The 13,436-nt window shown below is 68.4% G+C and carries 12 protein-coding genes; 3 read left to right on the top strand and 9 right to left on the bottom strand.

Annotation, left to right across the window (positions count from 1 at the left end):
* Positions 1–97: 97 nt before the first annotated feature.
* Genes ntrC through dusB form a run of 3 tightly spaced genes read right to left on the bottom strand, consistent with a single transcriptional unit; the run spans position 98 to position 3,699 of the window.
* Entirely contained in the window at positions 98–1,546 is a 1,449-nt protein-coding gene (gene ntrC / locus DK368_RS00730; protein ID WP_114391636.1) for a nitrogen regulation protein NR(I), read from the bottom strand.
* 3 nt (positions 1,547–1,549) lie between these two features.
* Positions 1,550–2,686 carry a two-component system sensor histidine kinase NtrB gene (locus DK368_RS00725; RefSeq protein WP_114391635.1) on the bottom strand — a complete coding sequence of 379 codons (1,137 nt, stop codon included), beginning with the start codon at positions 2,684–2,686 and terminating at the stop codon, positions 1,550–1,552.
* On the bottom strand, positions 2,683–3,699 hold the full coding sequence (gene dusB / locus DK368_RS00720) for a tRNA dihydrouridine synthase DusB (protein ID WP_114391634.1): 1,017 nt from the start codon (positions 3,697–3,699) through the stop codon (positions 2,683–2,685). The genes DK368_RS00725 and dusB overlap by 4 nt, the downstream gene beginning before the upstream one ends.
* A 276-nt stretch (positions 3,700–3,975) precedes the next feature.
* Here dusB and DK368_RS00715 point away from each other — a divergent pair, with 276 nt between their 5' ends.
* Genes DK368_RS00715 through DK368_RS00705 form a run of 3 tightly spaced genes read left to right on the top strand, consistent with a single transcriptional unit; the run spans position 3,976 to position 6,409 of the window.
* Entirely contained in the window at positions 3,976–5,172 is a 1,197-nt protein-coding gene (locus tag DK368_RS00715) for a bifunctional 2-C-methyl-D-erythritol 4-phosphate cytidylyltransferase/2-C-methyl-D-erythritol 2,4-cyclodiphosphate synthase (protein ID WP_114391633.1), read from the top strand.
* Complete coding sequence (locus DK368_RS00710; RefSeq protein ID WP_114391632.1) at positions 5,172–5,669, top strand: CinA family protein; 498 nt, start codon at positions 5,172–5,174, stop codon at positions 5,667–5,669. The genes DK368_RS00715 and DK368_RS00710 overlap by 1 nt, the downstream gene beginning before the upstream one ends.
* Positions 5,666–6,409, top strand: a complete 744-nt coding sequence (locus DK368_RS00705) for a nucleotidyltransferase domain-containing protein (protein WP_114391631.1) — start codon at positions 5,666–5,668, stop codon at positions 6,407–6,409. Before DK368_RS00710 ends, DK368_RS00705 begins: the two co-directional genes overlap by 4 nt.
* 61 nt (positions 6,410–6,470) lie before the next feature.
* Here the strand turns inward: DK368_RS00705 and DK368_RS00700 are convergent, their stop codons facing one another.
* The 6 genes from DK368_RS00700 to DK368_RS00675 all read right to left on the bottom strand — a co-directional run bounded on the left by DK368_RS00700 (position 6,471) and on the right by DK368_RS00675 (position 13,417).
* Positions 6,471–6,938, bottom strand: coding sequence for a type II toxin-antitoxin system RatA family toxin (locus DK368_RS00700; protein WP_114391630.1), 468 nt, complete (start codon positions 6,936–6,938; stop codon positions 6,471–6,473).
* A gap of 20 nt (positions 6,939–6,958) precedes the next feature.
* A complete protein-coding gene (lipA, locus tag DK368_RS00695) occupies positions 6,959–7,936 on the bottom strand; it encodes a lipoyl synthase (protein ID WP_114391629.1) in 978 nt (325 codons plus the stop codon).
* A gap of 176 nt (positions 7,937–8,112) precedes the next feature.
* A complete protein-coding gene (locus DK368_RS00690) occupies positions 8,113–9,036 on the bottom strand; it encodes an endonuclease/exonuclease/phosphatase family protein (protein WP_114391628.1) in 924 nt (307 codons plus the stop codon).
* A gap of 12 nt (positions 9,037–9,048) precedes the next feature.
* On the bottom strand, positions 9,049–10,452 hold the full coding sequence (lpdA, locus tag DK368_RS00685) for a dihydrolipoyl dehydrogenase (protein ID WP_114391627.1): 1,404 nt from the start codon (positions 10,450–10,452) through the stop codon (positions 9,049–9,051).
* A gap of 223 nt (positions 10,453–10,675) precedes the next feature.
* Positions 10,676–12,025: a pyruvate dehydrogenase complex dihydrolipoamide acetyltransferase gene (locus tag DK368_RS00680; RefSeq protein WP_114391626.1), complete on the bottom strand. Its 1,350-nt coding sequence runs from the start codon at positions 12,023–12,025 to the stop codon at positions 10,676–10,678.
* Between the two features lie 18 nt (positions 12,026–12,043).
* Positions 12,044–13,417, bottom strand: coding sequence for a pyruvate dehydrogenase complex E1 component subunit beta (locus DK368_RS00675; RefSeq protein ID WP_114391625.1), 1,374 nt, complete (start codon positions 13,415–13,417; stop codon positions 12,044–12,046).
* Positions 13,418–13,436: the final 19 nt, after the last annotated feature.

Below are 13,436 nucleotides of genomic sequence, written 5' to 3'. Positions count from 1 at the left end.
CCAGAAAGCTACACCCGACGCCAGCACCCCACAGGGGGCAGCACCGGACGATGGGGCAGCGCGGACGGGGACGGAAGCGGTCCCCGCCGCATCGCCGTCATTTCAGCCCGCGCACCACCTGGATGTCGAGATCGCGGATCTTCTTGCGCAGGGTGTTGCGGTTCAGCCCCAACAGATGCGCCGCCTTGATCTGATTGCCACGGGTGGCCGTCAGCGACAGGGTCAGCAATGGCCGTTCGACCTCGCGCAGGATGCGGTCATAAAGGCCGGCGGCGGGGATTCCGTCCTTGTGTGCGGCGAAATATTCGCGGAGATGCCGCTCCACCGCGGCCCCCAGCCCCTCATTGACCGGTTCCTGCACCGGCTGGGCCGCGGGGCTGGCCTCGGCCAGTTCCAGGTCGATGACATCGACGCCGATGACCTCCTGGGCATAGAGCGCGGCCAGGCGCCGCACCAGATTCTCCAGCTCGCGCACATTGCCGGGCCAGCGGTAGCGCTTCAGCCGCTCCATGGCGGCATTGTCCAGGCTTTTCAGCGGCAGCCCCTGCTGGGCGGCCAGCTGGAAGAAGTGGCGGGCCAGGGCCGGCACGTCCTCGGTGCGTTCACGCAACGGCGGCAGCCGGATCGGCACCACATTGAGCCGGTAGAACAGATCCTCGCGGAACAGGCCCTGGCGGATCAGGGTGCGCAGGTCGCGGTGGGTGGCGGCGATGATGCGCACATCGGTCTTGATCGGCGTGCGCCCGCCGACAGTGGTGTATTCCCCCTCCTGCAGCACGCGCAGCAGGCGCGTCTGCGCCTCCAGCGGCATGTCCCCGATCTCGTCCAGGAACAGGGTGCCGCCCTGGGCCTGCTCGAACCGGCCGGTGGAGCGCATGGTGGCGCCGGTGAAGGCGCCCTTCTCATGGCCGAACAGCTCGGACTCGATCAGCTCGCGCGGGATGGCCGCCATATTGATGGCGACGAAGGGACCGGTGCGGCGCTTGCCGTAATCGTGCAGGGCCCGGGCCACCAGCTCCTTGCCGGTGCCGGACTCGCCGGTGATCATCACCGTCAGGTCGGTGCCCATCAGCCGGGCCAGCACCCGGTAGATCTCCTGCATGGCCGGGGAGCGGCCGATCAGCGGCAGCGCCTCCTCCTCCACCTCGGCCTGGACCACCGGGGCCGGCAGAGTCGGCGCCTGGGGTGCCGACAGGGCCTTCTGCACCATCGCCACCAGATCCTTCAGGTCGAAGGGCTTGGGCAGATAGTCGAAGGCGCCGCGCTCGGCGGCCTTGACCGCGGTCAGCAGCGTGTTCTGTGCGCTCATCACGATGATGCGCAGGTCCGGCCGCACCTTCTTGATGCGGGGGATCAGATCCAGCCCGTTCTCATCCGGCATCACCACATCGGTGATGACCAGATCCCCTTCTCCATCCGAAGCCCAGCGCCACAGGGTGGCGGCATTGCCCGTCGTGCGGACCTCATGCCCCAGCCGGGCCAAAGCCTGGGTCAGGACCGTGCGGATCGCACGGTCGTCATCGGCAACAAGAATAGTTGCGCCCATTTTTTAGGCACCCTCTCCCTGGCTTTCCCCATCCGTCGCCACCGGCAGCGAGAGCTTGAAAACCGTCCGTTTCGGGACGCTTTCGAAGTCGATGACCCCGCCATGATCGCCGATGATCTTGGCAACCAATGCAAGACCCAGGCCGGTCCCGTTGAGCTTGGTCGTGACGAAGGGATCGAAGAGGTGGGCGCGGATATCCTCGGGGATGCCGGGGCCGTTGTCCTGCACCGTGACCAGCAGCGGCAGATGCACCCGGCTTTCCGATCCGGTCACGGCCAGACGCACCCCGTGCTGATAGCCGGTGGACAGCACGATCTCGCCCCCCTGCTCCGGACAGGCCTCGGCCGCGTTCTTCACCAGATTGAGAAAGACCTGGATCAGCTGATCGCGGTTGCCATAGACCGGCGGCAGCGAGGGGTCGTACTTCTCGACGAAGCGGATATGGCGGGCGAAGCCGCTCTGCGCCACACGGCGCACATGCTCCAGCACGGCATGGATGTTGACGGCGGAGCGCTCCAGCGGCCGCCCGTCGGTGAACACCTCCATGCGGTCGACCAGGGCGACGATGCGGTCGGCCTCGTCGCAGATCAGGCGGGTGAGGATGCGGTCCTCCTCGCTGACACTGTCCTCCAGCAGCTGGGCCGCACCGCGGATGCCCGACAGCGGGTTCTTGACCTCGTGCGCCAGCATGGCGGCCATGGCGACCACGGAGCGGGCGGCGCCGCGATGGTTGAGCTGGCTGTCGATACGCCGGGCGATGGACCGCTCATGCAGCGTCAGCACCACCAGATCGGCCGGATCGCCCATGGGGGCGGCCTGGGCCGTGACGAAATGGTTGCCGTAGCGCGGATTCTCCAGCGTCACACCGAACTCGACCACGGTGCCGTGGGTCTGGCGTGCCTGCTCCAGCAGGGCGAAGACCGGGCTGTCGGCCGGGACCAGATCGGACAGCGGCGCGCCCACCACCCGTGCCGCGCCGGCATCGAAGAATTCCTGGGCCTCCAGATTCAGGAAGCGGACCAGCCCCTCCCCGTCGATGACCAGGACCGGGTCCGGCAGGGCCGCCAGGATGCCCGACGGGTCCACCTCGTCCTTGTGCGAGGTGCGCCGGCGCAACATGGTGGCGGCCCGTCCGATCATGCAGCAACCCTCTCCGTTATCCCGCGATCCATGACGCTGCTGTAGAAGGCGATGATGGCCTGCTTCACGGCGTCGGCATTGTCCGTGGTCATGATGCCCTGCCGGTAATCCGCCGAGCCCGGCAGGCCCTTGGAGTACCAGGCCACATGCTTGCGGGCGATCTTCAGCCCGGCCTCGACCCCGTAATGGGCGAGGATGGCCTCGTAATGCTCCAGCACGATCTGCATCTGCTCCGGCAGCGTCGGCTCCGGCTTCTTCTCGCCCGTGCGCAGGAAATGCATGAGCTGGGCGATCAGCCAGGGACGGCCATAGGTGCCGCGGCCGACCATGATGCCGTCGGCCCCGCTCTCCTCCAGGCAGCGCACAGCATCGTCGAAGCTGTTGATGTCGCCGTTGGCGATGACCGGGATCGACACGGCCTCCTTCACCTGGCGGATGAAGCGCCAGTCGGCGGTGCCGTTGTACATCTGGCAGCGCGTGCGGCCATGCACGGTCAGCATCTTGATGCCGCAGTCCTCGGCGATCCGTGCCAGCCGGGGGGCGTTGAGGGTCTGCTCGTCCCAGCCCTTGCGCATCTTCATGGTCACCGGCACGGAGACGGCCTTCACCGTCGCCTCCATGATCCGGCCGGCCAGCGGCTCGTCCTTCATCAGGGCCGAGCCGGCGAAGCCGTTGACCACCTTCTTCACCGGGCAGCCGAAATTGATGTCGATGATATGGGCGCCGCGATCCTGGTTCAGCTTGGCCGCCTCGGCCATGACCTCCGGCTCGCAGCCCGCCAGCTGCATGGAGATCGGCGCCTCGTCCAGATGCCACTCGGTCTTCAGCATGCTTTCGCGGCTGGCGCGGATCATGGCCTGGCTGGCGATCATCTCGGACACCACCAGCCCCGCCCCGGTCCGCTTGACCAGACGGCGGAACGGCATGTCGCTGACACCCGACATCGGGGCCAGGATGACAGGCTCCTCGATCCGCACCGGACCGATCTCAATCGGCTGCAACGAATTGCCCATTGGCTAGGCACTTTCCACGACTGCACAAAAATCAGGCGGAGCGTACCACGGCGTCCCGCTTTTGCAAGAGCGGGCCCCGCATCACGGCGGCTCGGCCGGCGGAATAGGGGGATGTGTGGCATTTGCCGGACAGGATCAACAGGGCAGATGTATCGGAGGGAGAATGGCTGTCCTGCATGGATGCCGGACCGTTCAGGACACTGTCATGTGGAGAGTTGGCGGCACCGGCCTTCCGCGCTAGGGTCCTGCCTTCCGTCGACAAGGCCGAGTTGCCCCATGCCCAGCTGCATTGCCCTGATCGTCGCCGCCGGACGCGGCGAACGGTTCGGGGCGGACGTGCCCAAGCAGTACCTGTCCCTGGCCGGCCGCACCGTGCTGCGCCGGTCGGTGGAGGCGTTCCTGCACCATCCGCAGGTCGATGCCGTGCGCGTGGTCATCAACCCGGCCCACCGGGACCTGTATAAGGACGCCCTGGCCGGTCTGGATCTGCCGGAGCCCGTCGCCGGCGGTGCCAGCCGGCAGGAGAGCGTGTGCAACGGGCTGGAGGCGCTGGCCGGGGCACAGGCCCCCGATCTGGTGCTGATCCATGATGCCGCCCGCCCGCTGGTGGACGCCGCCACCATCGCCCGCGTGATCGCGGCACTGGCGGAGGCGCCGGCAGCCATCGCCGCCACGCCGCTGGCCGACACGCTGAAGCGCGAGCGCGGGGGCACCGTGGTGGCCACGGTGGACCGTTCCGGCCTGTGGCGGGCGCGCACCCCCCAGGGCTTCCGCTTCCGCGAGATCCTGGCCGCCCACCGCGCCGCCCGCGGCATGGAATTGACCGACGATTCCGCCGTGGCCGAGGAGGTCGGGCTGCCCGTGACCCTGGTTCCCAGCAATCCGGACAATCTCAAAGTGACCCATGGCTATGATCTGGCCCGGGCCGAGCGTCTGATCATGGCCGAGCTTGGCGATGTGCGCACCGGCACCGGCTTCGATGTCCACAAGTTCGCCGATGGCGACCATGTCTGGCTGTGCGGCGTGAAGGTGCCGCACAGCCATGCGCTGGACGGCCATTCCGACGCCGATGTGGGGCTGCACGCCCTGACCGACGCCATTCTGGGCGCCATCGGCAGCGGCGATATCGGGACCCACTTCCCGCCCAGCGACCCGCAATGGAAGGGGGCGGACAGCGCCCGTTTCCTGCGCCATGCCGCCGATCTGGTGGCGGCGCGCGGCGGCGTCATCGCCCATGTGGACGTGACCTTGATCTGCGAGCGGCCCAAGGTCGGGCCGCACCGTGACGCCATGGTAGCCCGCATGGCCGGGATCCTGGGCCTCTGTCCATCGCGGGTCAGCATCAAGGCCACCACGACCGAGGGTCTGGGCTTCACCGGCCGGCGCGAGGGCATCGCCGCCCAGGCCGCCGCCACCGTGCGCCTGCCCTGGACCGCAGGCTCCGCCGATCCAGCCGCACCGGGAGGGATGTGATGATCCCCGACGCGCTCCTGGACAAGGCCGGGCATATCCGTGACCTCTATGCCCGAACCGGCCTGTGGCTGGTCACAGCGGAAAGCTGCACCGGCGGCCTGATCGCCGGCACGCTGACGGCCGTGGCCGGTTCCTCCGCCGTGGTCGACCGCGGCTTCGTCACCTACACCAACGCCGCCAAGAGCGAAATGCTGGGCGTGCCGGCGGCACTGATCGAGGCCCATGGCGCCGTCAGCGAGCCGGTGGCGCAGGCCATGGCCGAGGGCGCCCTGGCCCATAGCCGCGCCGATGTGGCTCTGGCCGTCACCGGCATCGCCGGCCCCGGCGGCGGCACCGCGACCAAGCCGGTGGGGCTGGTTTTCATCGCCCGCGCCCGCCGCGGCGGTGAGGTGCTGGTGGAGCGGCACGTGTTTGCCGGCGACCGCGACGCTGTGCGGCTGGCCACCGTGGCCCGCGCCCTGGATCTGGCGCTGGAAGCCGTGGGAGGCCAGTCGTGAGTCCGCAGATCCCCACGGTGGACATCGCCGACGCGGTGCTGCGCGAATGGACGGAGCATCCCGAGGTCATCGCCGCCTTCCTGGCGGGGTCGGTGGCCAAAGGCACGGCAACCGCCGGCTCCGACATCGATGCCGTCATCGTCTACAGCCACCTGGACGGGGCCGTGCGTGAAACGCACGAGCGCGGCGGCTTCATGCTGGAGCTGTTCCTGCACGACCCCGACACGCTGGCCTGGTTCTGGGACAATGACCGGCAGGCCGGCAAACCGTCCCTGGCCCGCATGGTCGCCAACGGCCTGCCCCTGGCCGGGCAGCCGGAGGTGATCGAGGAACTGAAGCGGCAGGCCCAGGCCGTGCTGGACGGCGGACCGCCGCCCCTGTCGGACGGGGAAATGCGCCGGCGGCGCTATGCCATCTCCGACCTCGCCGCCGATCTGGCCCAGGACCGCACCCGGGCGGAGCAGCTGGCCATCGGCACCCGGCTCTATATCGAGCTGGCCGACTTCACCCTGCGCGCGGCCCTGGCCTGGAGCGGCAGCGGCAAGGGGCTGGCCAAGGCGCTGCGCCGGCTCGACCCCGGCCTGGCCGCGGCCTTCGAACACGCCTTCGCCGAACTGTTCGCCCTGGCCGAGCCCACCGAGGCGCTGGCCCTGGTCGATCTCTGCCTGGAGCCCTATGGCGGGCGCCTGACCGTGGGCGACCGCCGGGCCGCCCCGGCCGACTGGCGGATGGGGGATTAGGGGCACGCGCAAAGCCACGCGCCCGACGGGTCCGCGCAAGGAAACCGCCCGGCGCGTGGCCTCACAGCGCCGGCTTGGCCACGCCCCCCAGACGGGGGGTGCCATAGAGCTTGTGGGCCCGGGTTTCAAAGGCGGCGACCATGCGCTTCACCGCCTCATTGAACAGGGCGCCGATGATGGTCTGCAGCACCTTGTTGCGGAATTCGAAATCCACATGGAAATCGACGACGCAGCCATCGGGATGCGGCAGGAAGATCCAGTGGTTGTTGAGATAGTGGAACGGTCCTTCCACATACTCCACATGGATGCGCAGGCCCGGCTCGTCCAGCGTCACCTTGCTGGTGAAGCGCTCCCGGATCATCTTGAAGCCGATGACGAGATCGGCCCAGAGGATGTTCCCCTCCCGCCGCCGGATGCGGCAGGCCACGGCCCAGGGCAGGAATTCCGGATATCGCTCCACATCGGCCACAAGCCGGAACAGCTGTTCCGGCGTGTAGGGGAGCACTCGCTTTTCGGCGTGGGTCGGCATGACTCTCCTGCGGCCGGCGGTTATTCAGCCGGAACGGCCTCGACGACGGGGAGCGGCCGCCCCGCCAGCTTGGCCTCGCGCGCTTCGCGCAATTTCCGGAAGTCGCTGCCGGCGTGATAGGAGCTGCGGGTCAGCGGCGAGCTGGACACCATCAGGAAGCCCTTGCCGCGCGCCAGCGTGGCGTAGCTGGCGAATTCCTCCGGCGTCACGAACCGGTCCACCGGCGCATGCTTCGGCGTCGGTGCCAGATACTGGCCGATGGTGAGGAAATCCACGTCGGCCGAGCGCAGATCGTCCATGACCTGCCCCACCTCCTCGCGCGTCTCGCCCAGACCGACCATGATGCCGGACTTGGTGAAGATCGACGGATCGACCTCCTTCACCCGGGACAACAGCTGCAGCGAGGTGAAGTAACGGGCGCCGGGCCGGATCGACGGGTACAGCCGCGGCACCGTCTCGAGATTGTGGTTGAACACGTCCGGACGCGCCTTGGCCACATGCTCGATGGCGCCGGGCTTGCGCATGAAGTCCGGGGTCAGGATCTCGATGGTGGTGTTCGGTGCCGTCTTGCGGATGGCGGTGATGGTGCGGGCGAAATGGTCGGCGCCGCCGTCCGGCAGATCGTCGCGGTCCACCGAGGTGATGACCACATGCTCGAGATTGAGGCCGCCCACGGCCTCGGCCACTTTCTCCGGCTCGTGCGGGTCCAGCGCCAGCGGCTTGCCGGTGGCGACATTGCAGAAGGCGCAGGCGCGGGTGCAGATGGCCCCCAGGATCATGAAGGTGGCGTGCTTCTTCTTCCAGCACTCCCCGATATTGGGGCAGGCCGCCTCCTCGCAGACCGTGTGCAGCTTCAGGCCACGCATGAGGTCGCGGGTCTCGCCATATTCCCGGCTGGTGGGAGCCGGGACGCGCAGCCATTGCGGCTTGCGCTGGATCGGGTTGTCCGGCCGGTTTGCCTTTTCGGGATGGCGGACGCGATCTTTCTCAGTGGACATGGCGCAGCACCTTGATTGGACGTGCGAAACATAGGCCGTGCCGACGGCGGAACCAAGGGAGGCATTCCGCCACCCTCCCCCGCTTTCAGCGCAACGCCGATGGACCGGACCGGTGGCGCGGCGCCGTGCAGACACGCTTGTCGAAGCGACTGGAGCGAACAGGACGTTGTCATCCCTCAGGGGTCGGGCAACCGGATGGAGGCCGCAACGGGCCGATGATCCGATCCCACATTCCCCAGCGCCCGTGCCTCGGCCGAAACACCGGTCGATCCGAACACATGGTCGATGGGAATGCCGAACGGTCCCAGCCAGACCGGCCAGGTCGTCTGGGTCGGCGCCAGCCGGTGCAGACCGCTGGCGGCGGCGAAATCCGCCATCAGGCCCGACCAGGGCGCGGCATTGAAATCCCCGGTCAGCACCACAGGCCCCGGCAAGGCCTGCAACCGCGCAGCGACCCAACGGGCAGCCTCGGCCTGGCTCTCCGCCCGGAACGGCTGGGGCAGATGCACCCCGGCCAGGGTGAAGGCGCCGGCCGGCCGGTCGATGCGGGCCGCGACATAGCCCAGATGCCCGGCGACACTCCCGCCGGTCTCCAGCCGCTCCAGCGGCCAGCGCGACAGGATCAGCACGCCGCAGCCGGCATCGCCACAGGTGGCGCGGAAGGGAAACAGGGTTTCCAGCGGCTTCAGCCAGGCATCCCTGCCGGGATCGTTGACCTCCAGCAGCACAGCGACGTCGGGCTGCTCCTGCTGGAGCATGGTGGCGATCCGGGCCGGGTCCGCATTCCGGTTCCAGATGTTGCTGTGGACCAGCCTGATGTCGGCCGCGGCCGGCGCCGGGCCGCCCAGGGACAGATGGGGCGCCACCACGGCCAGGTTGATCGCCGCCGCCAGCGATGCCAGCAGCACCCCCGGCCAGCTGCGCAGCAGGGCCGACAGCAGCAGCAGCAGCAGCGCGCCCGCGGTGAAGGGAACCCGCAGATGATCGATCACGCTGAACGGAGCCGGCGCCCAGCCAAGCCCCGTCAGCAGCAGCAGACCAGCAGCCAGCAGGGCGAGCCGCCCGGCGATCCGGCCTCCCCGGACGTCCCTCCCCCGCATGGCCCTGTCCCCTTAGTAGTGGATGGCGCGACCGAAGGCGGCCAGCACCGATTCATGCATCATTTCCGACAGGGTCGGATGCGGGAAGATGGTGTGCATCAGTTCCGCTTCCGTGGTCTCCATGGTCTTGGCGACCGTATAGCCCTGGATCAGCTCCGTCACCTCGGCGCCGATCATGTGGGCCCCCAGCAGCTCGCCGGTCTTGGCGTCGAACACGGTCTTGACCAGACCTTCCGGCTCACCGAGCGCAATGGCCTTGCCGTTGCCGATGAAGGGGAAGCGGCCGACGCGGACCTCGTGGCCGGCGGCCTTGGCCTTGGCTTCGGTCAGGCCGACACTGGCCACCTGCGGCATGGAATAGGTGCAGCCCGGGATGTTGCGGACATCCATGGGGTGGACGCCCGGCACGCCGGCGATCTTCTCCACGCACAGCACGCCTTCGTGGCTGGCCTTGTGCGCCAGCCAGGGGGCGCCGCAGACGTCGCCGATGGCATAGACGCCCGGCTCGTCGGTGCGCAGATACTTGTCGGTGACGATGTGGCCGCGCTCCACCTTCACCTTGGTGTTCTCCAGGCCGATATTCTCCACATTGCCGGTGATGCCGACGGCGGAGATGACCCGGTCCACGGTGACCTGCTCGACCTTGCCGCCCACCTCGATATGGGCGGTGACGCTGTCGGCGTGACGGTCCAGCTTCACGACCTTGGCGCTGGTCTTGATCTTGATGCCCTGCTTGGTGAAGGCCTTGGCGGCCAGGGCGCTGATCTCCTCATCCTCCACCGGCAGGATGCGGTCCAGCACCTCGACCAGCGTCACCTCCGCCCCCATGGTGCGGTAGAAGCTGGCGAACTCCACGCCGATGGCGCCGGTGCCGATGACCAGCAGGCTCTTCGGCATCGTCTCCGGGACCATGGCCTCCCTGTAGGTCCAGACCAGCTTGCCGTCCGGCTCCAGGCCGGGCAGCACGCGGGCGCGGGCGCCGGTGGCGATGATGATGTGCTTGGCCCCGTAATTGGTGGTCTGGCCGTCCTTGGCCTTGACGTCCAGCCGGCCCTTGCCCTTCAGCGTGGCGGTGCCGTCGATGACGGTGACCTTGTTCTTCTTCAGCAGGCCCTTGACGCCGGCCGACAGCTGGCCGGCCACGCCGCGCGAGCGCTTGACGATGGCGGCGGTGTCCAGGGTCACCGTGCCGTTGACGGTGATGCCGTAATCCTTGGCATGCTGGATGTAATGCGCGATCTCGGCCGAGCGCAGCAGCGCCTTGGTCGGGATGCAGCCCCAGTTCAGGCAGATGCCGCCGAGATGCTCGCGCTCCACCACGGCCGCCTTCATGCCGAGTTGGGCGGCGCGGATGGCGGCGACATAGCCGCCGGGGCCGGCGCCGATGACGATAAGGTCGAACTCAGTATCGGCCATGATTGTCGCTTTCCTTGGCAGTGTCGGGGCGCCGGGGGCGGGAGCGGGAGGCAAGGCCTCAACCGTGTCCGGTCCTTTCCGTCATCCCGGCGAAAGCCGGGGCACGGGGCCGCGCGCCCGACGTTTCAGCAACTGTGAAATTCGAAGAGAGGCCGCATCGAGGGCGGTTGCGCCCCCGACCTGTGCAGGCCGGGAGGCGCGTCCCGTGAACCCCGACGGGCTCTTACAGCATCAGCGTGATCGGGTCTTCCAGCAGACCCTTCAGCAGCTTGAGGTACTGGGCGCCGACGGCGCCATCGACCGCACGATGGTCGACGGTCAGCGTCAGGGTCATCACCGTGGCGATGGCCAGGGCGTCGCCCTTCACCACCGGCCGCTTCTCACCGGCGCCGACCGACAGGATGCAGGCCTGCGGCGGGTTGATGATGGAGGTGAAGCCCTTGATGCCGAACATGCCCAGGTTCGACACCGAGAAGGTGCCGCCCTGGAACTCTTCCGGCTTCAGCTTGCCGTCCTTGGCCTTCCTGGCCAGTTCCTTCACCTCGGCCGAGAGGGTGGACAGGCCCTTCTGGTCCGCCCGCTTCACGATCGGGGTGATCAGGCCGCCATCGGTGGCCACGGCCACGGAGACATCCACATCCTCGTACTGGAGGATGCCGTCCTCGTGCCAGGACACGTTGGCCGCCGGGAACCTGCGCAGAGCCACGGCCACCGCCTTCACCACGAAGTCGTTGACCGAGATCTTCTCGCCGGACCGCTCGTTCAGCTCCGACCGCAGCGCCAGCAGACGATCGATCTCCACATCCACGGTCAGGCCGAAATGCGGGATGGTCTGCCAGGCCTCGGTCAGGCGCTTGGCGATGGTCTTGCGCATGCCGGTGTTGGGCAGGACCTGGTACTTCATGCCCAGCTTGTCGGCCAGCACCTTGGCGTCGATGCCCTTCGGTGCTGCGGCGGGGGCCGCTGCCGGTGCCGCGGCGGGCGCCGCGGCCTTGGGCGCCGGCTTCGCCGCACCGCCCTTCAGGGCCGCCTCGATGTCGGCCTTGACGACGCGGCCGTTGGGACCGCTGCCGGCGATGCCGGACAGGTCCAGACCGCTCTGCTCCGCCATGCGGCGGGCCAGCGGGCTGGCGAAGACGCGGTCACCCGACGTCTGGGCCGCGGGCCGGGCCGCCGGCTCGGCTGCCTGCGGCAGGCTCGGGCTGGCGCCGCCGACCGGACCGGTCGCGGTCTCACCCGGCTTCGGCGCCACCGCCGCATCGGCCGGACCGGACGCCCCTTCACGGGGCGTCGGAGCCGCCTTGGGCGTACCGATGGCGGAGGCGTCCTCGCCCTCCTCCAGGATGACGGCGATGGGGGTGTTCACCGCCACGCCCTCGCTCCCTTCGGCCACCAGGATCTTGCCCAGCGTGCCCTCGTCCACGGCCTCCACTTCCATGGTGGCCTTGTCGGTTTCGATCTCGGCGATGACATCGCCGGACTTCACCGCGTCGCCTTCCTTCTTCACCCACTTCGAGAGCTTGCCCTCGGTCATGGTGGGCGACAGGGCGGGCATCAGGATTTCGATCGGCATATCAGAAGCCCCTTTGCCTTATTTGCGGTAGGTGACGGACTTGACCGCCTCGACGATGTCATGCGGCTGCGGCAGCGCCAGCTTTTCCAGGTTGGCCGCATAGGGCAGCGGCACATCCTTGGCGGTGACGCGGACCACCGGGGCATCGAGATAGTCGAAGGCCCGTTCCATGGCCAGCGCCGCCAGCTCGGAGCCGATGCCGGCGAAGGCCCAGCCCTCTTCCACCGCGACCAGACGGTTGGTCTTCTTCACGCTGGCCATGACCGTGTCCACATCCAGCGGGCGGATGGTGCGCAGGTCGATGACCTCGGCGCTGATCCCCTGTTCCGCCAGCTGCTCGGCCGCGGCCAGGGCATGGGCCACGCAGATCGAGTAGGTGACGATGGTGACGTCGGTACCGGCGCGCACCACCTTGGCCTTGCCGATCGGAACAATGAAGTCCGGATCGGTCGGCACCGGGAAGCTGTGGCCGTAGACGATCTCGTTCTCCAGGAACACCACCGGGTTCGGGTCCCGGATCGCCGCCTTCAGCAGGCCCTTGGCGTCGGCGGCGCTGTAGGGCGCCACCACCTTCAGGCCCGGCACATGGCCGTACCAGGAGGCGTAATCCTGGCTGTGCTGCGCACCCACGCGGGCCGCGGCGCCGTTGGGGCCGCGGAACACGATGGGACAGCCCATCTGGCCGCCCGACATGTACAGCGTCTTGGCGGCGGAGTTGATGATGTGGTCGATGGCCTGCATCGAGAAGTTCATGGTCATGAACTCGACGATGGGGCGCAGACCGCCGAAGGCGGCGCCGACGGCCAGGCCGGCGAAACCATGCTCGGTGATCGGCGTGTCGATGACGCGCTCGGCCCCGAACTCCTGCAGCAGACCCTGGGAGATCTTGTAGGCGCCCTGGTACTCCGCGACCTCCTCACCCATGAGGAAGACGGTGGGATCGCGGCGCATCTCCTCGGCCATGGCGTCGCGCAGGGCTTCGCGCACGGTCTGGGTCTTCACGTCCTTGAAGTACTTGTCCTCGTCCGTTTCCGGGGCCTTGGCCTGGGCCGGCACCGGGGCGGGGGTGGACGGGGTGGAGACCGTCACGTCGTGCTTCAGCTCGACCGACTTGGCGGCGGCGGGGGCCGGAGCCGTCTCGGCGCTCTCTCCCTCTTCGCCGATGCTGGCGATGGGGGTGTTGACGGCAACGTTCTCGGTGCCCTCGGGCACCAGGATCTTCAGAAGCGTGCCTTCATCGACCGCCTCGACCTCCATGGTCGCCTTGTCGGTTTCGATCTCGGCCAGCACGTCGCCGCTCTTCACGGCGTCGCCTTCCTTCTTCAGCCACTTGGCCAGCTTGCCTTCCGTCATGGTCGGCGACAGGGCCGGCATCAGGACCTGTACGGGCATATCATTCCCTCCGGATCGA

The organism is Oleisolibacter albus, from assembly GCF_003336875.1.
Classification (GTDB): domain Bacteria; phylum Pseudomonadota; class Alphaproteobacteria; order Azospirillales; family Azospirillaceae; genus Niveispirillum; species Niveispirillum album.
The sequence above is the reverse complement of the archived record's forward strand: the minus strand, read 5'-3'. Positions and strand labels throughout refer to the sequence as shown.